General features: G+C 50.9%; 28 protein-coding genes. 14 read left to right on the forward strand and 14 right to left on the reverse strand.

Translation table 11 applies throughout. From position 1 onward, the window contains the following. Positions 1–2: 2 nt before the first annotated feature. Genes C5610_RS07200 through C5610_RS07215 form a run of 4 tightly spaced genes read right to left on the reverse strand, consistent with a single transcriptional unit; the run spans position 3 to position 5,316 of the window. The gene (locus C5610_RS07200; RefSeq protein WP_105306587.1) at positions 3–1,373 is read right to left on the reverse strand and encodes a phospholipase D family protein; all 1,371 of its coding nucleotides are present in this window, start codon (positions 1,371–1,373) and stop codon (positions 3–5) included. Further along, positions 1,373–2,542 (reverse strand): vWA domain-containing protein, encoded by a 1,170-nt coding sequence (locus C5610_RS07205; protein WP_105307742.1) that lies wholly within the window; start codon positions 2,540–2,542, stop codon positions 1,373–1,375. Before C5610_RS07205 ends, C5610_RS07200 begins: the two co-directional genes overlap by 1 nt. Continuing rightward, positions 2,532–3,362, reverse strand: a complete 831-nt coding sequence (locus tag C5610_RS07210) for an AAA family ATPase (protein WP_105306588.1) — start codon at positions 3,360–3,362, stop codon at positions 2,532–2,534. The genes C5610_RS07205 and C5610_RS07210 overlap by 11 nt, the downstream gene beginning before the upstream one ends. Beyond that, entirely contained in the window at positions 3,352–5,316 is a 1,965-nt protein-coding gene (locus C5610_RS07215; protein WP_105306589.1) for a PAS domain-containing sensor histidine kinase, read from the reverse strand. The genes C5610_RS07210 and C5610_RS07215 overlap by 11 nt, the downstream gene beginning before the upstream one ends. 91 nt (positions 5,317–5,407) lie before the next feature. On the opposite strand from C5610_RS07215, the gene C5610_RS07220 reads away from it, so the two are divergent. Beyond that, positions 5,408–5,881, forward strand: a complete 474-nt coding sequence (locus C5610_RS07220; protein ID WP_105306590.1) for a hypothetical protein — start codon at positions 5,408–5,410, stop codon at positions 5,879–5,881. 5 nt (positions 5,882–5,886) lie between these two features. Here the strand turns inward: C5610_RS07220 and C5610_RS07225 are convergent, their stop codons facing one another. Together C5610_RS07225 and C5610_RS07230 are read right to left on the reverse strand one after the other, a co-directional pair. Continuing rightward, positions 5,887–6,954 (reverse strand): alpha/beta hydrolase, encoded by a 1,068-nt coding sequence (locus tag C5610_RS07225; RefSeq protein ID WP_105306591.1) that lies wholly within the window; start codon positions 6,952–6,954, stop codon positions 5,887–5,889. 7 nt (positions 6,955–6,961) lie between these two features. Beyond that, positions 6,962–7,285, reverse strand: a complete 324-nt coding sequence (locus tag C5610_RS07230) for a DUF3392 family protein (RefSeq protein ID WP_105306592.1) — start codon at positions 7,283–7,285, stop codon at positions 6,962–6,964. A gap of 159 nt (positions 7,286–7,444) precedes the next feature. Between C5610_RS07230 and xthA the strand changes: the two genes are divergently transcribed. Beyond that, positions 7,445–8,257: an exodeoxyribonuclease III gene (gene xthA / locus C5610_RS07235; protein WP_105306593.1), complete on the forward strand. Its 813-nt coding sequence runs from the start codon at positions 7,445–7,447 to the stop codon at positions 8,255–8,257. 18 nt (positions 8,258–8,275) lie between these two features. Continuing rightward, positions 8,276–8,911: an energy-coupling factor ABC transporter permease gene (locus tag C5610_RS07240; protein WP_105306594.1), complete on the forward strand. Its 636-nt coding sequence runs from the start codon at positions 8,276–8,278 to the stop codon at positions 8,909–8,911. Here the strand turns inward: C5610_RS07240 and yfbV are convergent, their stop codons facing one another. Continuing rightward, a complete protein-coding gene (gene yfbV, locus C5610_RS07245) occupies positions 8,912–9,346 on the reverse strand; it encodes a terminus macrodomain insulation protein YfbV (protein ID WP_105306595.1) in 435 nt (144 codons plus the stop codon). A 199-nt stretch (positions 9,347–9,545) separates the two neighbouring features. Between yfbV and C5610_RS07250 the strand changes: the two genes are divergently transcribed. The 5 genes from C5610_RS07250 to C5610_RS07270 are packed head-to-tail and all read left to right on the forward strand — an operon-like array spanning position 9,546 to position 12,417. Next, positions 9,546–10,037 (forward strand): PTS glucose transporter subunit IIA, encoded by a 492-nt coding sequence (locus C5610_RS07250; protein WP_105306596.1) that lies wholly within the window; start codon positions 9,546–9,548, stop codon positions 10,035–10,037. Beyond that, a complete protein-coding gene (locus tag C5610_RS07255) occupies positions 10,034–10,378 on the forward strand; it encodes an arsenate reductase (RefSeq protein WP_105306597.1) in 345 nt (114 codons plus the stop codon). Before C5610_RS07250 ends, C5610_RS07255 begins: the two co-directional genes overlap by 4 nt. 1 nt (position 10,379) lies before the next feature. Next, complete coding sequence (gene dapE / locus C5610_RS07260; RefSeq protein ID WP_105306598.1) at positions 10,380–11,528, forward strand: succinyl-diaminopimelate desuccinylase; 1,149 nt, start codon at positions 10,380–10,382, stop codon at positions 11,526–11,528. Then, a complete protein-coding gene (locus C5610_RS07265) occupies positions 11,513–12,244 on the forward strand; it encodes a M15 family metallopeptidase (RefSeq protein WP_105306599.1) in 732 nt (243 codons plus the stop codon). Before dapE ends, C5610_RS07265 begins: the two co-directional genes overlap by 16 nt. Beyond that, on the forward strand, positions 12,208–12,417 hold the full coding sequence (locus tag C5610_RS07270; RefSeq protein WP_105306600.1) for a DUF2897 family protein: 210 nt from the start codon (positions 12,208–12,210) through the stop codon (positions 12,415–12,417). The genes C5610_RS07265 and C5610_RS07270 overlap by 37 nt, the downstream gene beginning before the upstream one ends. 14 nt (positions 12,418–12,431) lie before the next feature. On the opposite strand, the gene purC is transcribed toward C5610_RS07270, so the two are convergent. From purC to dapA, 3 genes are read right to left on the reverse strand one after another with little or no spacing between them, the layout of a single operon-like run. Next, the gene (purC, locus tag C5610_RS07275) at positions 12,432–13,145 is read right to left on the reverse strand and encodes a phosphoribosylaminoimidazolesuccinocarboxamide synthase (RefSeq protein ID WP_105306601.1); all 714 of its coding nucleotides are present in this window, start codon (positions 13,143–13,145) and stop codon (positions 12,432–12,434) included. Positions 13,146–13,164: 19 nt separating this feature from the next. Beyond that, positions 13,165–14,256, reverse strand: coding sequence for an outer membrane protein assembly factor BamC (gene bamC, locus C5610_RS07280; protein ID WP_105306602.1), 1,092 nt, complete (start codon positions 14,254–14,256; stop codon positions 13,165–13,167). Further along, positions 14,256–15,146, reverse strand: a complete 891-nt coding sequence (dapA, locus tag C5610_RS07285; protein WP_105306603.1) for a 4-hydroxy-tetrahydrodipicolinate synthase — start codon at positions 15,144–15,146, stop codon at positions 14,256–14,258. The genes bamC and dapA overlap by 1 nt, the downstream gene beginning before the upstream one ends. A gap of 167 nt (positions 15,147–15,313) precedes the next feature. Here dapA and bcp point away from each other — a divergent pair, with 167 nt between their 5' ends. Further along, positions 15,314–15,787: a thioredoxin-dependent thiol peroxidase gene (bcp, locus tag C5610_RS07290; RefSeq protein ID WP_105306604.1), complete on the forward strand. Its 474-nt coding sequence runs from the start codon at positions 15,314–15,316 to the stop codon at positions 15,785–15,787. Here bcp and C5610_RS07295 read toward each other — a convergent pair. Then, positions 15,784–16,854: an AI-2E family transporter gene (locus tag C5610_RS07295; RefSeq protein ID WP_105306605.1), complete on the reverse strand. Its 1,071-nt coding sequence runs from the start codon at positions 16,852–16,854 to the stop codon at positions 15,784–15,786. The genes bcp and C5610_RS07295 overlap by 4 nt on opposite strands. Before the next feature lie 135 nt (positions 16,855–16,989). Between C5610_RS07295 and C5610_RS07300 the strand changes: the two genes are divergently transcribed. Further along, on the forward strand, positions 16,990–18,438 hold the full coding sequence (locus tag C5610_RS07300; protein WP_105306606.1) for a M48 family metalloprotease: 1,449 nt from the start codon (positions 16,990–16,992) through the stop codon (positions 18,436–18,438). On the opposite strand, the gene C5610_RS07305 is transcribed toward C5610_RS07300, so the two are convergent. Then, positions 18,430–18,885 (reverse strand): TlpA family protein disulfide reductase, encoded by a 456-nt coding sequence (locus C5610_RS07305; RefSeq protein ID WP_105306607.1) that lies wholly within the window; start codon positions 18,883–18,885, stop codon positions 18,430–18,432. The two genes, C5610_RS07300 and C5610_RS07305, sit on opposite strands and share 9 nt — an antisense overlap. 97 nt (positions 18,886–18,982) lie before the next feature. Between C5610_RS07305 and arsC the strand changes: the two genes are divergently transcribed. The 3 genes from arsC to C5610_RS07320 are packed head-to-tail and all read left to right on the forward strand — an operon-like array spanning position 18,983 to position 20,310. Then, entirely contained in the window at positions 18,983–19,330 is a 348-nt protein-coding gene (gene arsC, locus C5610_RS07310) for an arsenate reductase (glutaredoxin) (RefSeq protein ID WP_105306608.1), read from the forward strand. After that, complete coding sequence (locus tag C5610_RS07315) at positions 19,327–19,911, forward strand: flavodoxin domain-containing protein (RefSeq protein ID WP_105306609.1); 585 nt, start codon at positions 19,327–19,329, stop codon at positions 19,909–19,911. The genes arsC and C5610_RS07315 overlap by 4 nt, the downstream gene beginning before the upstream one ends. A 6-nt stretch (positions 19,912–19,917) precedes the next feature. Continuing rightward, the gene (locus C5610_RS07320) at positions 19,918–20,310 is read left to right on the forward strand and encodes a DUF2069 domain-containing protein (protein WP_198678817.1); all 393 of its coding nucleotides are present in this window, start codon (positions 19,918–19,920) and stop codon (positions 20,308–20,310) included. Here C5610_RS07320 and hda read toward each other — a convergent pair. Together hda and C5610_RS07330 are read right to left on the reverse strand one after the other, a co-directional pair. Next, a complete protein-coding gene (hda, locus tag C5610_RS07325; protein ID WP_262339802.1) occupies positions 20,307–21,041 on the reverse strand; it encodes a DnaA regulatory inactivator Hda in 735 nt (244 codons plus the stop codon). The genes C5610_RS07320 and hda overlap by 4 nt on opposite strands. Beyond that, positions 21,041–22,129, reverse strand: coding sequence for a DUF2066 domain-containing protein (locus C5610_RS07330; RefSeq protein WP_105306610.1), 1,089 nt, complete (start codon positions 22,127–22,129; stop codon positions 21,041–21,043). Before C5610_RS07330 ends, hda begins: the two co-directional genes overlap by 1 nt. Positions 22,130–22,291: 162 nt before the next feature. Between C5610_RS07330 and C5610_RS07335 the strand changes: the two genes are divergently transcribed. Next, entirely contained in the window at positions 22,292–23,581 is a 1,290-nt protein-coding gene (locus C5610_RS07335) for an MFS transporter (protein WP_105306611.1), read from the forward strand. The last annotated feature ends 1 nt before the right edge of the window (position 23,582 follow it).

Here is a 23,582-nt window from a genome sequence, read left to right on the forward strand (position 1 = left end):
AATCACAGCAAATGTTCGACCGGCAGGCGCGCCGTTAACCAGACAATGATCCGGCGCGCCAGACCTGCGTTTGGTTCCTTGTACAGACGACGGGCCGGCACTTTGCTTTTATCCAGCCAATACAGTTTGTAAAAGCGATTAAGCCTTGGCTGATAGCTTTTTAGCGGCAGTTCATGTTCGAATATCGCATTGATGCGCTTGGCAATTTGCGGTGAGTCGATGATCAACCCCGCCTCAGTATTAATTTGAGCTGAGCGCGGATCAAAATTAAACGAACCGACAAATACGCGAGCCTCATCCACAGTGATGGTTTTCGCATGTAAGCTGGTTGCTGATCGGCGAAAATAAGGGCGAACCGCTTTTTGTTCCGTGGTGTCCTCAAGCCGGCGTAATTCGAACAATTTCACTCCGGCCATGAGTAAACGCCGTCTGCTGCGCTGATAGCCCGCATGTACAGCCGGAACGTCAGTCGCCGCCAGAGAGTTGGTCAGTACCTGCACATCGACGCCCTTTTCAGTGAGTTGTTCCAACTCGCGGACACCGTTAGACGTTGGCACAAAATAAGGCGACACCATACGCACCTGCTGCTGCGCACGGCCCAGAATACGAGTCATCTGTTGTGTCATAAGCCGTTGAGGCTTGCGGGAAACACTGGCTTTTTGCGGATCATCACTGATCCAAACCGCTTTTGCCGTTATCCAGTCCTCTTCTGAATGTTCCGTTTTTATCGGCTCTTTGATGACATAATCACGCAGTTGCTGAACCTGTTCCTGTTGTTGCTGCCGTCGCCAGCGTTGAATAAAAGCTTCGGTCGGGCTGCGCCCACGAATATGGCTCAACTCAACCGCCAGTTCACAATTCCAGTAGCTTAGCCAGTCGCGGTTAATTTCGTTGACCAATTCACCACTGACCGCCACGTCTAGGTCTGAGAACAGTTCCCCGGCATGAGTGCCAAAATATTCATCACCGACGTTACGACCTCCGACAATGGCGATGCGATTATCCACAATCATCGCTTTATTGTGCATACGCCGGTTAACGCGTTTAAAATCAAGAAAGTAGTTAAGCCAGCGTAAACGCCGATGGCGCAGCGGGTTAAACAGCTTAATGGAGAAGTTCGCCCGCCGTTGTAAATCTCGGAGCAACAGCTCGACGCTTCGACTTTGGAAGTCATCCAGCAGCAACTTAACCTGCACGCCCCGACGGCTGGCTTTGACCAGCTCGTTCATCAGTGTCAGACCACTGATGTCGTCACGCCAAATATAATATTGTAAATGGATGCATTGCTGCGCCTGACGGCAAAGCTTAATGCGCTCGAGTAAGCTATCGTGAGCTTCTTCAAGTAACAGAAACTTAGCCGTCGTTGCGTTCATTATTTGATCACCTCAATCGCTTGCTGCAGACCGCTTAATGTCAATGGCTGCATCCGCTCTGAGAGAATTTCCTGAATCATGCCAACGGACGGGTAGTAGCGCCAATGCGCCTGCGGTTGCGGGTTAAGCCACACCGCCTTCGGAAATTTACGCAATAATCGCTGCAACCAAACTTGCCCCGGCTCTTGATTCCAGTGTTCGACGCTGCCGCCTGGATAGGCAATCTCATAAGGCCCCATGGTGGCATCACCGACAAAAATCAATTTGTAGTCCTCACCGTAGGTCTGGATCACCTGTTCGGTCGGGATCTGCTCAGTACGACGGCGACGGTTACTCCGCCAAAGCCCCTCATACGGACAGTTGTGAAAGTAATACAGCTCCAGATGCCGAAACTCTCCTTTGAGCGCGGTAAATAGCTGCTCTACTTGATAAATATGATCATCCATCGAGCCACCAACATCCAGCAACAAGAGGATTTTTATGGCGTTGTGTCGCTCTGGTTGCCATTGTAGGTCGAGCAGCCCTCCCTGACGCGCCGTTGCCGTGAGCGTCGCATCCATATCAAGTTCAGTGGCTGCTCCTGTGCGCGCAAACTGACGGAGATTACGCAACGCAATCTGGAAACCGCGCTGTTCGAGCCTGGCGTCATCATCCAAATCGGCAAACTCGCGCTTATCCCAAACTTTCGCCGCACTGCGGTTGCGATTACCGTGCTGGCCAATGCGAATACCACCGGGATGATACCCGTAGGCGCCAAACGGGGAAGTACCGCCGGTACCAATCCACTTGGAGCCCCCTTGATGGCGTTCCTGCTGCTCTCGCAGGCGTTCCTGAAAGGTTTTCAATAGCTCTTCAAGGCTACCCAATTGCTTGATACGGGCTTTGTCTTGCTCTGAAAGCTCGCGTTTTAACGCATTTTCCAGCCATTCTTTAGGAATTTTGTCCGCGACATCGGTCGCTGCAACACGCTCGACATACTGTGCAAACGCACGATCAAAGCGGTCATAAAGGCTTTCATCTTTTACCAGAATCATTCGGCTGAGATAATAAAACTCATCGACATCGGCAAAAATCACTCGTTGCTTAAGCGCTTCCAGTAAATCCAGCCACTCAGTGATGGTGGTCTTAACGCCCTGCTCACGCAGCAACTGAAAAAACTCAATTAACACGGCGTAACCTTTCAACCAGCTCGATGTCCTGCTCGTGTTTTAGTAGCGCCCCGGTCAGCGGAATGGCGCTGTTGCGTTGGCGTGATTGCTGCAATTGTTCGGCACTGATGTCTTCTGCCACCAACAGGCGAATCCAGTCCAACAGCTCCGAGGTTGACGGCTTTTTCTTAAGACCCGGCGTGTGGCGTAAATCAAAGAACAATTCCAATGCCTGTTCCAGCAGTTGCTGATGCAAATTCGGATAGTGTACCTGCGCAATTTGCGCCAGCGTTTCCGCATCAGGAAACTGAATAAAATGAAAAAAACAGCGACGCAAAAACGCATCCGGTAAGGCTTTTTCATTATTCGACGTAATGATCACAATGGGTCGTTGTCGAGCCTCTATGTGCTCACCGGTTTCGTAGACATGAAACGCCATTTGATCAAGCTCATGCAGCAAGTCATTAGGAAACTCAATGTCGGCTTTATCGATTTCATCGATCAACAGTACGGGTCGTTTTTCGGCCGTAAACGCTTGCCACAGCTTACCGGGTTTTATGTAATTACTGATGTCATGAACTTTGTCACTGCCAAGCTGACTGTCACGCAAACGCGACACGGCATCGTACTCATAAAGTCCCTGCTGAGCTTTGGTGGTGGACTTTATCGACCACTGCAGCAGCTCGGTATTTAATGAGTCTGCCAACTCCTGCGCCAGCCGTGTTTTGCCGGTGCCCGGTTCGCCTTTTATCAGCAGTGGTTTTTGCAGCGTTACAGCGGCGTTTACCGCGCTTGCCAGTTGTTCTGATACGATATAGCTATCAGTGCTATTAAATGCCATGTTTCTTCCTTTGTGTTTTCACATTAATGCGATTAAGTACACGTGCCAAATCTTCTTTAACAAACGGCTTCGTCACGTAATCGTCCATACCGGAACGCAGCGCCTGCGTGCGAGTTTCCGGGAACGCGTTAGCGGTCAGAGCAATGATATAGGGTTGCTTGATGGCACTATCCTGGCGGATCTGTTTGGTGGTTTCCATACCATCCATGCCCGGCATATGCAGATCCATAAATACAGCGTCAAATAATGATTGTTGCAGCGCTTCCAACGCCTTTTGGCCACTGGTCACCGACTCTACCTGCTGGCCCAGACTCAACAGCATTTCTGTCACGATCATCTGGTTAATGCTGTTATCGTCGACCACCAGTACGCGGTGTTGACCAAGTTCCGGCAGTGGCAGTTCGGACAGTTCTTCATCACTCGGGGCATTGCCGGTATGCACGGTCATCGGTAAGCAAACGGTAAAACAGGAGCCTTCGCCCATTTCACTGTCTACCTGAATGGTACCACTGAGCAGTTGCACCAAGTTTCTGACAATAGCAAGCCCCAAACCACTGCCTTGCTGCGAGCGCGTCAGTCCGTCATCTTCCTGCTCAAACAGTTGCCAGATGCGCTGCGTATCACGGATACCGGCACCACTGTCAGTCACGCTGATTTCAAGCTCGCCTTTGCGTTCATTCTCTGCCAACCAACGGGCTTTCACCTGAATCTTACCGTGTTGGGTAAACTTTATCGCATTGCTCACTAAGTTACTGACGACTTGTATCACCCGCGAATGATCCATGATGACTTGTCGTGGGAGGTCATCCGCAATATCAAACTCGAACGCCAGGCCTTTTTCTTCCGCCCGTTGTTCAAACAAAGAATGGATGTGCTCAAGAATATGCACAATGCTGTGCGTGCCCAGTTTTATTTTCAGTTGACCTTCTTCGGCACGGGTAAGATCAAGCAGATCATTCAGTGTATTTAACAGATAGTCACCGCTGTTTTTGATCGTTCTTAGCAGCCGTTTCTGATAATCACTGACGTCGGTGTTCTCGAGTACCGACGCTAAACCGAGAATACCATGCAACGGTGTGCGGATTTCGTGGGACATATTGGCTAAAAACACATTTTTAGCGTGTGCCGCTCGACGAGCATCAAGTTCTGCCTGTTTCTGCTCCGTTACATCCGTTACTGTGCCCGCATAGCGGGTTGCTCGACCTTGAGCATCACGTTCGATGATTCGTCCGCGGTCCAGCACATAAACCCAGCGACCAGAACGGTGCAAAATTCGGTGTTCGCTCTCGTAAAAAGGTGTTACCCCATCGAGGTGGTCCTTTATCGCCTGCCAGGCCTTGTCATAATCGTCAGGGTGCAAACGGCTTGACCAGGTTTCGACATTATCTTCAAGTTCGCCCGGCTCATAACCGAACATCCTCGCCCAACGCTCGTTAAAAGACGTTTTATTGGTTTGCGGATTCCACTCCCAGGTTCCCAGTCGTGTTGCATCTAACAACAGACTCAGGCGGTTGCGCTCAGTTTCAAGCTTAAGTTCCAGCTCTTTGCGCTCGGTGATGTCGATCAGATAACCGAACAACAAATTCACACCGGTTTTTTCGTCGTACTTAACGACCGTGGTATCTGTCACCCAAACGTAATGACCGTCTTTGTGACGTACCCGGTAGTCCTGATGCGTCAGCCGATAACCGGTTTTGCCGGATTTCAGCAGCTCTACCTCGTCGTTTACGCGCGCCGTATCGTCCTCGTGGATAAGGAACTTGTAGTGCACTTCGCGACGAATGAATTCCTCTTTCGTGAAACCAAAAACCGCAGCGACATTGTCGGATACATAACGAACGGGCCATAGCTCGGAATCTTCCCAGACAAATAAGGTAAGCCCGGTGCCGGCATTAATCAGCTGTTCGAGGTTACTGTTGGTTACTGCTTCTGGCTTTACATCGGGTGTTGTCATAAGTGATTTGTTACTTTACTCAACCGTTGAGCTAAGGGTACACTCAGATTAACAATAAAAATAATTTTCATACAGCGTACGGCTTAATTTCATGGCGACGGATGTCAATCAGTGGCAAAGTCGGCTGCTTGAGCAGGTCGATAAGCTCATTGCAGTCGCACAACAACAACTCCTGCAAGCTGAGCAACCGGGTGATGCTAAAATTCGCGGGCCGGAATACTGGCAGCGCTACGCTAAGCATCACTACGTTAAGGCAGCCGAGCTTATTAAGCACACTCCATTTGAAGCAGCCAAGCATTTTCGTCGCGCGGCGCTGTTCGGACATGGCAAAGCCATGTTGTATCTGGGCCAGATGTTTTTGCAAGGTAAGCACTTACCTGCCAGTAGCTTTCACGCCTGTTGCTGGTTAACGCTGGCAGAAAAAGCCGGCCAGTCGCAGGCCACCGAACTGTTACAACAGTTACAGCCGCAACTTACTGCGCATGAAATTAACCTTGCCCGGCGGCTGGCGGCTGAACGTTTCGAGCAACTTTGTGATGCCAGTTTCAGCCAAAGCTCCCGATAACCTCATTACTGCCACAAGCTAACCCGCTCACGAATCGCTCCTGACTCAATCACTTCGCGCAACTCATCTCCCATGCGTTGACCCGCCGCGATGGCCTTACGCCAATACTCAATCCGTTCCTTTGCCGGTAGTTTCTGAAAATCAGTACGATCGGGGATTTTGCCATAGGGTAATGACTTCACAAACTGTTCCGACGGCGACACAAACACCACGTTGGGCCAGTCACTACCGGTTGTCCGGCGACGCTTCATGCGTTTATCAAACCAGCCGGGGATCACTTCCTGGTGAAAGTGCGGGTACAGTACCAAGCCATCGACTTTCGATAGATCAACGTCGAAGTGATAGTCCGTGATACCGCCGTCACGATACATACCAGGCGGAGCACCGGGAATGTCGCGAACGCCTTCCAGTACCATTGGGATTGAACCGGTTGCCAATAACGCCGGAGCAAAGTTCGAACGGTCCAACTCTACAAAACGAGTCGGCAAGTCATGCCAATGACGGCAAAAGGATAACGACGAGTGCGGATGATGAAACATCACACGTTCATAATAGCGTCCTAAGTTCGCTCGGTTTAATGAATTAGCAAATGCCGATGATAATAAGCCCAACACCTGACGTTTATTTTCTGCCGCCGTGCTACGCAGACAGCGCGCTACGATAAAATGATGGTGCACCCTATCCTGCGTGAGTATTTGTTCGATGGCGGTTGCCGGCACATAGCGCTCCAGCAGTTTCTTCGCTTCGCGGGTAATTTCATGCCGATCAGGATGCTCACTGTAGGTTTGCGTGCTGTACAGGCGCGCAAACAATTCACTGGCCGCAACCGGGTCGTCCTGTCCCAGGGCGGCAAATCGCCACGCACCGGCTGAGGTTCCCAGGGTATTCAACGGCTGACTCTTGCTACTCAGGAAGTCCCCAAACAAGTAACGATCCATGCCTTGCAACACAAACCATTTAGGTCCGCCTGAAGCGCCCAGTAACAAATCAACATCGTCCGCCCGTAAGCCCTGCTCACGAACCTGTTGGTAGGCAGTAGCGCCCGCTTTAATAGTTAGCAACGAAGTGGTCATAATGTCCTTATAATTGTTTTTTCCGTTCCGCCAATAAACCTAGCACCATTACGATCACCAGTGTTGCCGGGGCAATTAAATGCAGTGGAATTTGATGCAACCAGGATGACAGGATGGGCGTAAAACCAACCAACAAATAACCATAACCAAACGCACAGACCAATACGAAAATGATCGCGCGCAACAAAAAATGCAAACCGGCGATTTGTCGCCGAATGAGCTGATTGAGCTCATTACCATATATGACCAGCAAGGTAGCCACAATCATGGTCGCGATTTGATAAATATGCGGGCGAACCATCAGCCCAAGTTCGTTAAGCAACTGCAACACTCGACACCTATGTTATGTTTATTGTTTTGGCCAAGGCCCATGATAACCCGTGAGTATACGGATTTTCACGCGCTATCGCACCCCTATCCTGTCGCGCCGTGCGGTCGACTTTGGTATGATGGTGTTCATCAAACGCTAACTCAATAACACAGCAACGCTATGAAATTTATCTCTTTCAATATAAATGGTATTCGCGCACGACTTCATCAATTGCAAGCATTGATTGACAAGCATCAACCGGACGTGATCGGGTTGCAGGAAACCAAAGTGCATGACGATCAGTTTCCAAAAGCTGACGTTGAGGCGATGGGCTATCACGTCATTTATCATGGTCAAAAAGGCCATTACGGCGTGGCGCTGCTCAGCAAAGTGCCATTAACGAACCCACAGTTTGGTTTTCCAACCGACGACGAAGACGCTCAACGCCGTATGATTATGGGTGACTATCCGATGCCCAATGGGCAAACGGTGCGGGTTCTGAATGGTTACTTTCCCCAGGGCGAGAGTCGCGACCACCCGGTTAAGTTCCCCGCCAAGGAAAAGTTTTATCAGGACTTGATGAACTATGTTGAGAACGAACTGAGTCCATCGGATCCGGTCGTCATCATGGGTGACATGAATATTTCTCATCAGGACATCGATATCGGTATCGGCGAACAGAATGCCAAACGCTGGCTGCGCACGGGTAAATGCAGTTTCCTGCCCGAAGAGCGGGACTGGTTAAACCGTTTATTGGACTGGGGACTGCTGGACACCTATCGACAACAACATCCGGAAGCGACCAACGAATACAGCTGGTTTGACTATCGTTCACGCGGTTTTGATGATAACCGCGGTCTGCGCATCGATTTGATACTGGCCACTAAGCCATTAGCGGACCACTGCGTTGATAGTGGCATCGATTACGAACTGCGTGGCATTGAAAAACCGTCAGATCACGCGCCGATCTGGAGCGCGTTCAAACCACAGTAAGGCAGCAATGGTGGGTTCATGAATCTCATGTTACATACGGCAGCACTGTTGGTGTTGCTGCTGTGTATCCAGCAGACAGACTGGAAGCTGTTCCGGCAAAGCACACTGCTCCAGCATTTAAGTTTGGGCGGTATCGCGGTACTGACCTTCATCTGGAGTCTGTCGGCAAAACTTGATTATGGCCTCAGCATTCATTTTCTTGGCATTACCACACTCACACTGATGCTCGGCTTACGCCGGGCTTTGCTGGCCGGCGCGGTGGTGGTGTTGCTCAATCAATTCATTAACGACTACGACGCTTACATGGTGTCGACATTGTACTTAAGTCACGTTGTCGTGCCGGCGCTACTGACCTTCATCAGTTATGCCGTTATTTATCATCGCCTGCCACGGCATCCGTTTGTCTATATTTTCGTCAACGCGTTTTTAACCGGCGCGCTGGCTATTGCTTTCACACACCTTGCACACGGCAGTTGGGCGTTACTCAGCGGCTATCTTAGTTGGGACAATATCTGGCAAAACTACGGTGTGATTACGCCACTATTGATGTTTCCTGAAGCGTTGTTAAACGGCATGGCTGTCACGTTAATGGTGGTGTACCGGCCGCACTGGCTGAAAACCTTCAGTGATGAAGTATACCTGGATAACAGTTAATCAGTGCTGGTGTGGCGGCAGTGTATCCAGAGCCTGCCGAACAATAACCGCAAGATCATAATAATCAGGGCCTGACGTTCCCTGTGGGTAACAGGGTTTGCCACTCGCCTTGAGTTTGTCTTGTAGCTCTTTATACCAAGCCCGTAACCGCGGGGACAGTGGCTGTCTGGCTCGCCAACCCAACCAGTAGAGCCCCTGCAGCGGCAATGACAACATGATCAGTGACAACAACATCCCCTGCGCCAGTTGTTCGGTGGGCATAAACTGATAAAACAATGCTGCATTAAGCACCGCGATAGCCGGCGTCCAGCGCTCACCCAGACGCGTGACCGGAATGACCCGCGACTCGGTAAAGGCTGCTGTCACCGAATGGTGCGGCCAGGTCTTCGCGTACTCCCTGCCCTCACTGATGACTTTTAAAAAATTACGCCGCATAACATCTCCACTTCCGTCTGTTGCTATTATAACCAATTACGGGCTTGTTGTACGTTTACTGTCCAAACAGCTTTTTCATTATATTTCAATAACATAATGAGTTACATCCGTGTAGTGCACAAAGATATCCACAGATAATGTGGATACAGTTGCATGAGTTAACAAGGTTTGCCAAGATACACCTATTCCCAGACATTGAGTGTTAACCGTCGTGTCCGATTTATTCCCAATTAGTGCCCCGGCAAGCGGCCGCCTCTGTTGTTTAGACGATCAACACCCAGCATTTGTTCATAACAGGATCTTCGGCAATGGTCCCTTACTTGACGTTGCCGGTAACCAAATTGTTGCCCCCTTTAGTGCTGTCGTCGACGACATCAGCGCCAGTGGCGATTATATTCGGTTGCGCCACCCCTCAGCCAGTGTCCTCACGTTGATATTGGGTGATGGTCGCTGCTTTCAGCAACACCCCGCACTGGTGCGTCAGGTAAAGCGGCATCAACAGGTACAAAAGGGTGACGTATTACTCAACCTTAATCAATCGTTGTTGCGCGCCTCTGACCCTCAACAACGGCGCTTAGCGGTACTGCTTGAGCCCGCGCCGACACTACCGGATAGCTTTCACTGGGCTGAATCAGGCGCCATCAGTCTGTTAGATTCTATTATTTTTGACGATAAACAGGAAAATTCATGATTACCGTTCACGGCATTAGTAATTGCGATACTGTAAAAAAAGCGCTGCGCTGGTTGCAGCAACAGAATATAGCGTTTGAATTTCGCGATGTGCGCAAACAACCGCTAAACGAAGCCGAGGTGGTGCACTGGCTGCAACAGCTTGGTGCCGAAAAGCTGATCAATAAACGCAGTACCAGCTGGCGTCAGTTGGATGAGCAGCAAAAGCAGCTACAGGACGATGCGGCCATTGCCGAGCTGATTGTTACCCAGCCAACCTTATTCAAACGGCCGTTGGTGGAAGATACGCAGGGCGTTCATGTCGGTTTTAACGAAAGCACCTGGCATCAACGGTACCTTTGATATGAGCAGCGAAACATTATCTTTAGCCAAACAGCTGATTTCACGCCCGTCCATTACGCCGGCCGACGAAGGTTGCCAGCAATTATTAGGTGAGCGTCTGGCGGCACTCGGTTTCGAGCTGGAAACGCTGGTGTTTGAGGACACCACCAATTTATGGGCGCGGCTGGGCCGTGGCAAACCGGTCTTCTGTTTTGCTGGCCATACCGATGTGGTGCCGCCGGGCGATCCCAGTGACTGGTCATCACCACCGTTTGAGCCGACCATTAAGGATGGCTACCTGGTCGGCCGGGGCGCAGCGGATATGAAAGGCAGTCTGGCGGCCATGATCGTTGCTGTGGAAGCGTTTTTAGAGCACAACCCGCAACCACTGCCCTTTGATCTGGCGTTTCTTATCACCAGTGACGAGGAAGGCCCTTTTATTAACGGAACCAAACGCGTCATCGAAACCCTCGAGGCACGTGACGAAAAAATCACCTGGTGTATCGTCGGCGAGCCGTCCAGTACCGAGCGCTTGGGTGATGTGGTGAAAAACGGCCGCCGTGGCAGCCTTACCGGCGACCTTGCCGTGCATGGTGTCCAGGGGCATGTTGCCTACCCACACCTGGCTAAGAATCCGGTCCACGACGCTGCCGCAGCGTTGCATCAGTTAGCTCAGCAGCGCTGGGACGATGGCAATGAGTATTTTCCGCCGACCACCTTTCAAATCTCTAATATCCATGCCGGCACCGGCGCCGGTAACGTTATTCCGGGACGGCTCGATGTGCAATTTAACTTCCGTTTCTCAACCGAACTTACGGCGCAACAACTCAAACAGCAAGTAGAGGCCATTCTTACCGAGCATAACTTGGATTATCATCTAAACTGGACATTAAACGGGCCGCCTTTCCTAACCGAACCGGATATTTTGGTTGACGCGGTGCAAACGGCCCTGACACGCTACTGTGGTGAACCGGCGCAGTTGTCCACTGCCGGTGGTACGTCTGATGGACGCTTCATTGCTCCGACCGGCGCTCAGGTGATCGAACTCGGTCCGGTCAATGCCACCATTCATAAGGTTAATGAGTGCGTACGAGTCAGCGACTTGGAGCAACTGACTGAGGTTTACCAAGCAACATTAGAGGAGTTGCTGAGTTTATGCCAGAGCAACTGAGTATTGCTCAACTGACCGGCCAAACGGACAGCCACTTAACCACGCTGGCGGGCGAGCAGGCGAAGCTTCACCCGCTGGCTGCTGAGGCTTACCTGAAAATGCGCGCGGCAGCAGAAGACGCGGGCATTTCGCTGGCAATTGCCTCGGGGTTTCGTTCGCTGCAACGGCAATTGTCGATCTGGAACCGTAAATGGCAAGGCCAGCAAAGCGTACTGGATAAAAACGGTCAGCCCCTGACGGTCACGGCCTTAGAGCCCGCCGCACTGATGCATGCCATTTTACATTGGTCCGCCCTGCCCGGCGCCAGCCGTCATCACTGGGGAAGTGATTTTGACCTGTTCGACCCGCGACCGTTTCGCGATGGCAGCAACACGTTACAACTGGTGCCGTCGGAATACTGCGATCCCAGTGGCCCTTGTTTTCATGTCTGGCAATGGCTTACAGAGCACGCACACGAGTTTGGCTTTTTCTTTCCTTACGCACGTTATCAAGGTGGCGTTGCACAGGAACCATGGCATCTGAGCTATCGTCCGCTGGCAACTCAGTTACAACAGCAGTTAAGCTTAACGGTGCTCACGGAGTTACTGCAATCACTGCCGTTAGAGGGCAAAACGACGGTGTTGGAACAGTTGCCGCACATCCAAAAACAGTACATCAACAACATAAGCGAGGATAACGGATGGACCAACACTTGGTGTGGCTACTCATCCTTTTAGTGATCGGTGTCGTGGTCAGTAATTTAATGGTGCTGAAATACACCAGCAAATTCAAATGGCCAACCAACAAGGACACCAACGAGGACAATAGTACCGACAAAAAAACACCGGACAATGAAACATCATCCGGTGCGGAGAACAACAAACCTTCGGCGTCGGATCGCTCGCAGTAGCGAGCGAGACCTCATCAGGACAGCTGCACACCTAAGCGTTGTGCGACTTCGCGATAGGCCTCAACCACACCGCCTAAGCCTTGACGGAAGCGGTCCTTATCGAGTTTCTCACGGGTCTTAGCGTCCCATAAGCGACAACCATCTGGGGTAAATTCATCGCCCAGTACCAATTCGCCGTCGCAGACACCAAACTCCAGTTTGTAATCAACCAAGATCAGACCCGCCTGCTCAAACAACGACTTGAGTACGGCATTAACCTTGAAGGTCAGGGTTTTCATTTGCTCAATTTGTTCTTTGGTCGCCCAGCCAAAGGCTTGAATGTGATATTCGTTAACCATTGGGTCATGCAATGCATCATTCTTCAGGAAAAACTCAAAGGTCGGCGGATTTAACGCTTTCCCTTCTTCAACGCCCAGACGGCGCACCAGCGAGCCTGCAGCAACGTTGCGAACCACACATTCTACCGGGATCATATCGAGCTTCTTAACCAGCGATTCGTTGTCACTGAGCAAACGATCCAACTGGGTTGGAATGCCAGCCTCTTCCAGCCGTGTCATGATGAAGTGGTTAAAACGATTGTTAACCATACCTTTATCATCTAACTGCTCGACTTTTTCACCATCAAAGGCAGACGTATCGTTACGAAACTCAAGTATCAGCCGATTAGGATCATCGGTTTGATAAACGGTTTTCGCTTTACCGCGGTACAACTCACTGCGTTTTTCCATGACTGGGCAAACCCTTATATTAACGTTGATTTTGCTCTTGCAAGGCGTCTGCAAAAGCGTTTTCGATGGCTTTTAACCAAGCTTCACTAACCACTTCGCCGTCGCGTAATACGGTCATTGAGGTGTCATCATTATACTCGACCAAACGGACTTCGTATTCCCCTTCTTCAATATCAAGCGCCTCATAATCATCGCCGCCCATGAATAGGAAGCCACTGTCAGGCTTGCTGTACTCAACAAAATAAGTACCAGCGTCACGGTTAAGATCGTCGACAATCAGACCAATTTGATCCAGCGCCAGACCCGTCAATGGCCACGCATTCTCAAACGACATACCGATAATAAAGGCAGGCTGCTGCTTGTTGTTCGTTGCCAGGGTCAACGGTACCACTTGGTTACCCTCCGCAATAACACCCTCCTGCTGCAGACGGTTAACTTCGGAGATCACCGCATTGAGTAACGCCACCTCAGTGTTGGTTTGCAACAACTCCGACATTGGTTGAGCCTTGCCGTCGCGCTTTTCTGTTACATCTTTAAGGTCGATGGTTAACGAGGTGGTGCGGCCATGAGACGCAGGGTCCTGGCTTAACTGATAACGATAGCTGCGTTCCAGGCGACGTGTGCTGTTTTCACCAAAATCCCAAAAACTGCTGTCTTCAGCTTCCAGTTCCATCGCACGCGTTACCGGCTCGCTCAACCAGGTAGTTTGATCAACTTGTTGCCACTGAATGTTTCGACGTTGCAGGACATTCTCTGCCGCACGCCAAACAAAATCGACAACCGCTCCACCCATACCGTCAACCACATCAAAATAAACCGTGGTCTGCTGTTCATTTTCCAGTACTCGACTGCCCAGCGCAACGGGACGTACCAGCCGCGGTGACATGACATTGACGTCAGCCCCAACGTTTCCGGCCGCGATCTGATTGGCTGGCACCTCGTAATCACTTTCGGTTTCCGGCGCTTCAAGTTCTGAAGGCACGACCAATGCGGAAGGCTGGTTCATCTGCGCGTAGTCAAAATCTCCACTGGCCTGCTCTTTCGGCCCGCTGGAACATGCCGACAAGGCGGTGGCTGCGGCTACCACTGTAGCAACGCGAGTTAATTTCATTACGACTCCTGAGAATTTAATAAATCCAGTTCGGCTAACACCGCTTCGATTTTTTCTTGATGATGAAGTTCCGGCGGGGTTAACGGTAACCGATAATTTGCACTGCACCAACCCATCAACGCCAATGCCCATTTTACCGGGATAGGGTTTGACTCAATAAACAACACCTGGTGCAACGCCTCTAGTTGCTTGTCAATCGCTTCAGCTTCTGCGCGCAGACCTTGAGTAGCTGCTTCAACGAGCGCTTTCATCTGTGCCGGTACAACGTTAGCGGTAACACTGATCACGCCATCACCGCCGGCCAGCATAAACTCCCGGGCGGTCGGGTCATCACCACTTAACAGGATGAAATCATCACCGCAACGACGCCTCAAATCCGCGACGCGGCTAATGTCGCCGGTTGCTTCTTTGATACCAATAATTCCGTCAATGGCCGCCAATTGCTCAATCACATCCGGGGTCATATCCAGTGCGGTGCGACCTGGCACGTTATAAAGAATTTGAGGTATGTCACTGACTTCAGCGCAGGCTTTGTAGTGAGCAATAAGGCCTGCCAGCGAGGGTTTGTTGTAGTAGGGGGTAACGTTGAGGAAACCGTCGACACCGAGGTGACTCATTTTTTCGGTCAACTGCACCGCTTCACTGGTTGAATTTGAACCGTTACCACCAATCACACCTATGCGGCCATCCGCCAATTCCACCATCGCACTGACAACGTCAATGTGCTCCTCATGGCTAAGTGTGGTAGATTCGCCCGTGGTTCCTACCGCGACGATAGCGTCAGTTCCAGCCTCTACGTGACGGTTAACCAAATACTCTAATTCGCTATAATCGATATTGCCGTATTTGGTAAAAGGCGTAACTAACGCAACAATACTACCCTTTAGCATATCTACTCCGTATAAAAAATTGCGGCTTACAATGGTAATGGCACACCAATATAAAGACAAGACTAGGAACATAGTTGCGTGCAATGGTTCCATCAATTTTTAATCCAAACCGCACTAAGGTATTCTATAACTCATTAGCTTTCATCAAATCATCAAGGGAGATCCGAATGGAACGTTTACAAGCTGGCGATAAAGCCCCTATGTTTGAACTGGCTGACGCCAATGAAAATACCGTTAAACTGGCCGAGTTACTGCAGCAACACCGGGTGCTGGTCTATTTTTATCCAAAAGCAATGACCCCGGGTTGTACGGTACAGGCGCAAAACTTGCGGGACCAAAAAGATAAGCTGGCCGAGCACAACGTCATCTCAGTTGGCATCAGCCCGGACGCACCTAAGCGTTTGGCTAAGTTCACCGAGCGCGACGAATTAAACTTCACACTGTTGAGTGACGAGGATCACCAGGTCGCCGATCAATTTGGCGTCTGGGGACCGAAAAAATTCATGGGTAAAGAATACGACGGCATTCACCGCATCAGCTTTTTAATCGAGCAGGACGGCACCATCAGCCAGGTATTTGATAAGTTCAAAACCAAGAACCACCATGAGGTGGTCCTCGACGCTCTGAATGATAACGACTAACCGGCGTTAGTTTGTTGTTCAACCCCACTGGACCAGGCGGTTAATACGGCTTTGACCAGACTGGCCAGTGGGATTGCGAAAAACACCCCCCAAAAGCCCCAGATACCACCAAAAACCACCACTGCAGCAATGATATAAACGGGATTTAAACTGACCGCCTCCGAAAACAAAATCGGCACCAGCAAGTTACCGTCCAACGCCTGAATAATAAAGTAGGCAACCGCTATCCAGGCGAAGGTTGAGGTTGGACCGAATTGAAAAAAGGCCACCAACAACACCGGGATGGTCACAACAGCCGCACCAATATAAGGAATTAATACGGAAAAACCGACCATAATCGACAACAACGCCGCGTACCGCAGGTCGAACGCAAAGAAAGTGATAAAACTGACGACCGCCACCACCACCACTTCAATCGCTTTACCGCGAATGTAGTTCATGATTTGTAGGTTCATTTCCTGGCCAACCTGACTGATTAATTGGCGGTTAGACGGCAGCACGCGATTCAGGTGCGACATCAGCTCATCGCGATCTTTCAACATAAAGAACACCAGCAGAGGCACCACAATCAGATACACCATAATGGCCATCACGTTGGCAATCGAGCTCAATGACAACGTCAGCAATTGTTCGCCCATGGCAACCGCACGACGGCGCAGGCTGTGCATCAGTTCGTTGATCTGTGCCTGATCGATAATGTTAGGGAACAGTTCGGGTAGCTTGTGCAGCCAAATCTGCACATTCGTCAACATTTCCGGCAGTTCCGTAACCAGTGTCGTGCTTTGCTGCCAGATAACCGGCACCAGTGTTACCACCAGGATAAGCGCCAGCGCCACAAACAGCGTAAAAGTAACAATACTTGCCAACAGCCGTGATAAACCGAGGTGCATCAGTCGGGTAACCGGCCAGTCCAACAAGTAGGCCAGCGCGACAGCAATAAGGATGGGCGCCAGTAAATTGCCAAAAAAGACGATCAGAGATACCCCAAATACCAGCAACAAAAATAGTGTTACGGCGTTAGGGTCAGAAAACTTACGGTTATACCATTGTTTTAGGTAATCCAGCATGTCGTTAATACCTCGGAGCTACTGCTATCATCATATCAGCCCTTGCAATCTTTCCATAACCCCATAGAGTAAAAAGGAACTATTTTTTAATTACTAACTCATAGCAACAGCAGGTTGTTAACTCAAGAGCCGTACATGCCATCCTTTCGTCATACATTAATCACAATTTGTAGTGTTGCCCTGCTAACCGGGGTAAGTTCGGTATCTGTGGCGCAAGATCATTCGCGTCTGCCACAAATGGGAACCACCGGGGCCGGCTTTATGAGCGTCGAACGGGAACGACTGATTGGCGATTATTATATGCGTCAGGTACGAGCCCAGGCACCCATTATTGCCGATCCGGCACTGGACAGTTATTTAGCCGAACTCGGCAACAGCTTAGTGCGCCACGCCGACAGTGTTCGTTACCCGTTTAATTTTTTCTGGATCAATAATCCCGAAATTAATGCCTTTGCGTTTTTCGGAGGCTATGTTGGTGTGCATACCGGGCTGATCCAGGAAGCCCGTAACGAATCGGAACTTGCGGCCGTACTCGGCCACGAGATTGCTCACGTAACCCAGCGTCATATCGTGCGCCGAATGCAGGAACAGCAACGCAGTATGCCGATGACCATCGCCGGACTGGTGGGTTCGATCTTGCTCGGCATGGCCAATGCCGAAGCCGGTGCCGCCGGGCTGTATGCCACCATGGGTATGTCGCAGCAATCACAAATCAATTATACCCGTTTGTACGAACAAGAAGCTGACCGAATTGGTATGGGCGTATTGGCCAATGCGGGCTACGATCCGGCCGGAGCGCCTAACTTTTTTGGTCGCTTGGCGGAAAAATATCGGTATGTCAGCAAGCCGCCGGAGATGCTAATGACGCACCCGCTGCCAGAATCCCGTATCGCCGATACCCGCGCTCGGGCAGAAAGTATGCAACGCCGCAACGTCGCACCCAGCCTCGATTTTCATTTAGCCAAGGCGCGAGTGGATGCCCGTTATACACGGTCCAGCACCGAATCTGAACTGCAGGCGCTCAGCAACAGCACTGACCCGTTCGCGCGTCAATATGGCTTGTACGCCCTAGCTATAAGGGCTTTGGACGATGGCAATGCCGAGCGCGCCGCTGAACATCTGGCGCCGTTGTTAGCCCAGGCTCCACGCAACCGTTTTTATCTCGACGTGCAAACGGATATTTTGCTGCAGCAACAACGCTACGACGAAGCACTCAACCTGCTGAGAGATGCCTACCAACGCTCACCCAATGAGCCGGTGGTAACCCTTAACTTTGCCAACGCAGCCATCGAAGCCGGTGAGATTTCACTTGCCATCGACCTGTTGCGCCACTTCTTACTGGAAAATAACCATCATATATTGGCGCTGGATCTGCTCACCAACGCCTATGAACGCAGTGCCAACCGTGCCGCGATGTACGAAACACGCGCTGAGGCATTAGCGTTGCGCGGTAACTTCAAACTGGCCATTGACCAGTTGCATACCGCACACAATCACACCAATAACGACGTAACCTTAAAGCGCCTGAACGCCCGTATCGACCAATTAAGGGCGCAACTGGAACAGGCACAAAACCTAATGTGACTCCGACACCGCTGCGCGCAGTGAAGTCAGCGTTTGCTCTCCCATCATCGGCCCTTTCACCCGGCCGTCAGGGAACACGACATAAGTTGCCGGCAACATTTTCGGACGTTCGAACGGATAATTTGCCGGTGGTTGTGCCAACGCTAATGGGTAGTCGATGCCATGCCGTTGGGCCAGAGCCCTTATCTGCTCATTATCAAGCGGATCAAAGCTCACCCCTATCAACTTAAGCTCGGGGTTGTTGGCCACATCCTGATGATAAAACTCATTCAACTCAGGCAATTCGCGAAGGCAAGGGGCACACCATTCAGCGAAATAATTAATTACGACGGTGGCGTCTTGCTGTTGCCAACTGACGTTGTCATCGGTGGTTGTGGTAATGTCAGGTTGTGGCGAGCACGCGCCGAGCAGCAGCACGGCTAGCCATGACAAATATCTATGTTTCATTTTTATTGTCCTGTTTTTATCGAGATTTTTGCCTTCATTTAACGCTTTGCGGTAACATGAGGCTACCTTTATCGAATATCACGCAAGAGTCAATCGCATGAGTGAATTAACCATCTATCATAACCCCCGCTGTTCAAAATCTCGCCAAACACTGGCGCTTATCGAAGAACGTGGCGCTCAGCCTACTGTGGTTGAATACTTAAAAACGCCACCGAACGCCGCTGAATTAACGCGCATTCTGGAATTATTACAATTACAGCCAAAACAACTGATGCGCACCAAAGAAGACCTGTATAAAGAACTGGGTCTGGCGGACGTCGATGATAACGATACCTTGATTACCGCCATGGTTAATAATCCCAAACTGATTGAACGACCGATCGTGATTAACGGCGATAAAGCAGTGATTGGCCGTCCTCCGGAAAACGTACTCGATATCCTATGACAACGTCCTCTACTCAGGTCATTATTTTGTATTTTAGCCGTGGCGGCGCCACTCAACGGCTCGCTGATGCCATTGCTGAAGGTGTAACCGCCGCCGGGGGGGAAGCGCTGTTGCGCACGGTTAACAGCGATGCTGACGCAGCCAGCGCCCGCGATATGGTGATTGAACGCGACGAACTGACGCGATGCGATGCGCTGTTGTTGGGTAGCCCAACCCGCTTTGGTCACATGGCGTCGGCGTTGCAAAAGTTTTGGGAAAGCACCAGTAACGACTGGCTTAAAGGTGTCTTGATCAACAAGCCCGGCGCGGTGTTTACCTCGACCTCATCATTGCATGGCGGTCAGGAAACCACCCTACTGTCCCTGGCACTGCCACTGCTTCACCACGGTATGTTGTTAACCGGTGTGCCTTACTCACAGCCCAGTGTGCATGGTCGCGATGGTGGAGGCTCTCCTTATGGTGCCAGTTTTTTGAATGATCGCACCAGCCTGACCAGCAGCGAACAACAAACCGCTTTTGCGCTCGGTCGCCGGGTCTGTCAAATTGCAACCGCCTGCCGTCACGCAACCATTGAGGACTGAACCGTCATGATGCCCAGACAACCGCGTTTCTATCGCGTTTTAACCCAGCTTTGCTACTGGCCTTTACTGCTTTTTGTGGTGCTTTGGCACACACTTTTGCAGGATCCCGACAGTGTCAGCTTACCCTTACCTCTAGCGTTACTGTTTTGGGTACTGCCGCTGTTATTCCCGTTACCGGGTCTGGTAAAAGGTAAAGCCTATACCCACGCCTGGTTCAACTTTATTCTCATGTTTTACTTTTTGCACGCACTGACCACACTGTATACCCATCCGAGCGAATTCTGGTTGGCGCTGGTGGAATTACTGTTAACCAGCGGTGCGTTTGTCGGCGCGACCGGCTATGCCCGTTATCAGGGACGCGCTCAAGGACTTGGCTTAAAGAAACAACGGCAGGATTAAATCGACAGCGTTTGTTTAACAAAGGGAATGGTTAAACGACGCTGTTGCGCCATCGACGCCGTATCAAGTTCATTTAAATAACGTAATAGCTCGCGCATATCGCGCCCCAGCCGGTGCAACATAAATTGTGCGACATCAGCCGGCAGTTGCAGACCTCGCCAACCCGCTCGCAACGACAGCGCCTTGGCTTTATCAGCGTCATCCAGCGGCGTTAACTGGTAAGCCGTTGACCATTGCAGGCGCGACTTTAAGTCAGGCAGCGTAACCTCGGTTTGCGCTGCCGCCTGGGACGCGGTCATCACCATGCGCACGGTCTTTTCATCGGTTATCCGGTTTATCAGCGCAAACAGCTCAAAACACCAGTCCGCGCGATCTAATACCGCATCCACATCGTCAATACACAACAGATCAAAGTGATGCATTCCCTCAAGCACAGCGGCCGCATCTTCGATGCGTTGCAGTTCATTAAACGGCAGATACATCACCTTTTTATTGGCGTGATTGGCCGCTGCTAAGGTTGCATGCAACAAGTGGCTTTTGCCGCTGGCGGCAGGCCCGGAAATCCAGGTAAAGCGGTCGGTTTTGCCCGGCCCCTCATGACGTTGCGCCATTTGCGTCAGCCAATCAACGGCTTCACTGTTCTGTCCGCGATAAAACGTCGCAAACAGTTCGTCATCCGGTAATTGTACCTGTAAGGGCAGTTGCTGAGGCATCGGTTGTTGCTGTGGCATTAATTGGCTACCCAACGATAAACGCTTTGTTGCTGACGCTTAGGTTCAATAAACGGGCTGACGTCCTGAGAAACCAGGCGACCGTCTAGCTGAATGGTTTGCAATAAATGATCCTCACTACCACGCACCACCACAGTAAACTGCGCGCGTTCGGTGCTGTATTGTTGTAGTCGCACCGACTCTACCGATGCCACTGAACTGAGAAACTGCTCCAGCGCCAGCACATCCTGCCAACGTTGCAACTGCTGCACTTCCAGCGCTACCTCGATTAACTCCTGCTGATCCGAGCTCACCACGCTGTAAGTTTTCGCCAACTGTTGCAGTAAATCATTAACAAAAGGTTCTGCTAACCAATCCTCACTTTGTGCGTACACCACGCCATTCAGGCGTCGAGACTCGACATCAACAGACCAGTCAAGACGGTAGGTCTGATCCGGGCTCTCAGGATTTTCAAGGCGGGTAATACGTGCCATCAGGTACCCATCGGACGCATAGCGACGGCTCGCCTTGGCAACGGGTTGCGTGAAGCGCCCCCAGACATCGGTGGGGCTAACGGTCATCGCATCGGTTAAGTCCAATAACGGTAACTGAATAGGAATACCGGAAGCGCGGGCAAAGGTTCGTAATTGTTGAGTAAAGATCGACTCATCGCCGCTGCCAATCAACTGACGGCGGTTGTTATCCTGTTCATGGGCAATCCACAATAACAATTCCGGTCGGCGGCTTCCCCAGTAAGGCAATTCATTATCCGCCAACAACTGCCTCAGTTTACGCCCGTCAAAGGTCGCTTCCAGTCGTTGTTGCGAACCCTGCCGCTGGTAACCATATTGCAGCAAATAATCGTTAACATTCCGACGCGCTGATTGCACCGCCTGGTGTTCCAACAGTGCCGACTGACCGGTGACCTTAATGATCACCTGATCAAACGCGGCACGGATTGCCTGCTGACGTTGCTGACTGGCCTGAGAACTTACATCGACTCGCGCGCTGTAAAGATCCTCGATCAATTTAGCCGCCGTCGAACCGCTCCACGACAATGCAACCATGCAGATGATCATCAGTGCAACTAAACGAGTTTTACAATTCATGCTGCTGCTTCGTTTTTAAGGTGTTGTGTGCATCTTAAACAGCCGTATTCGTAACAGCAAGTGACAACTTGTGGATAAGCCTGTGGGAATCGTAAAAGCCTGCTAGTCAAACCGACTTATGACCGCTAGAATAGCGGAAAATTCTAGCAATCAGGGTCGGCCATGCTTAAAAAGCAACTTCGAGGGATCAGTTCACTTTTATCCAGCATCAGTTTGATTGGTGTTTGTGTGGGCATGACCAGTACCCTACTCAGTTTACGCGCAACCATCGAAGATTTCGGTACCCTGGTCACCGGTTTTATCATGTCAGCCTATTTTATTGGCTACCTGTTCGGTTCAACCCGCGCGCCCAAAGACATTCGCCGAGTCGGCTACATCCGATCCTTCGGCGGCCTCGCGGCATTGGCCGCATTCAGTGTGTTGGTGCAAGCCATCTGGGTTGATCCCATTGTCTGGTTTGTGATGCGCTTTATTACCGGTTTTGCGATTTCCGGCATCTTCGTGATCGCCGAGAGCTGGCTTAATACCATGGCCGATAACCGCAGCCGCGGCACGCTGCTGTCCGTCTATCTGGTTATTATTTATACCGGCCTGATCGCCGGCCAGCTGATTTTGGGGGTTGCCGACCCGGCTGGCTTTATTGGCTTTGCCATTGTCGCGTTATTAATCAACCTGTCACTGATCCCTATTTTGGTCAGTGTTACGGTCGAGCCAACCACCCACGAAAACAAAAAAGTACCGATTAAAATGTTGTTCAAAACCGTGCCGTTAGGCGTGGTGAATGCCTTTATCATGCAAGCGTGCTATGCGATGTTCTATGGCATTGGTCCAATGTACGCGTCATACATCGGTTTGAGTGTGGTACAGATCACCTTCTTTATGTCGGCGTTTATCGTTGGCGGGCTTCTGTCTCAGGCACCGTTTGGCTTGCTGTCTGACCGCATCGACCGTCGTTTTGTGATCACCATTTGTGCCGGTGGCGGCGCCGTCAGTGCCATCATCCTGTCACAACTCGGTGCCGGTAATGCCTTGTTGATTTATCTGGCGGTCGCGGTATTGGGTGCTTTTATTCTGCCACTGTATTCACTGGGCATGGCTCACACCAACGATTATCTGGAACGTGATCAGATGGTCGGCGCTACCGGTGCCATCATTAAAATTGGTGGTGCGGGCTCCATCATCGGTGCGCCAGCGGTTGCGGCACTGATGCAATTTGGCGCGATTAACTTTTTCTTCTTACTGTTGGGCGGACTGACGGCGTTTGTGGGGCTTTATTCCCTGTACCGTATTACTCGTCGTGCCAAGGCCGAAGACCAGTTGCACAGTAGCTTTGCGGTATTGGCACCATCACAGACATCGGATGAACTACTGACATCAATGGCGGAAGAATTGCCGGAAGATGAAGAGCAACAGAGCGACGACGTTGATGGCAACGCCGTCCTCAAACGTTAAT

Source organism: Idiomarina sp. OT37-5b (assembly GCF_002968395.1).
Lineage (GTDB): Bacteria > Pseudomonadota > Gammaproteobacteria > Enterobacterales > Alteromonadaceae > Idiomarina > Idiomarina aquatica.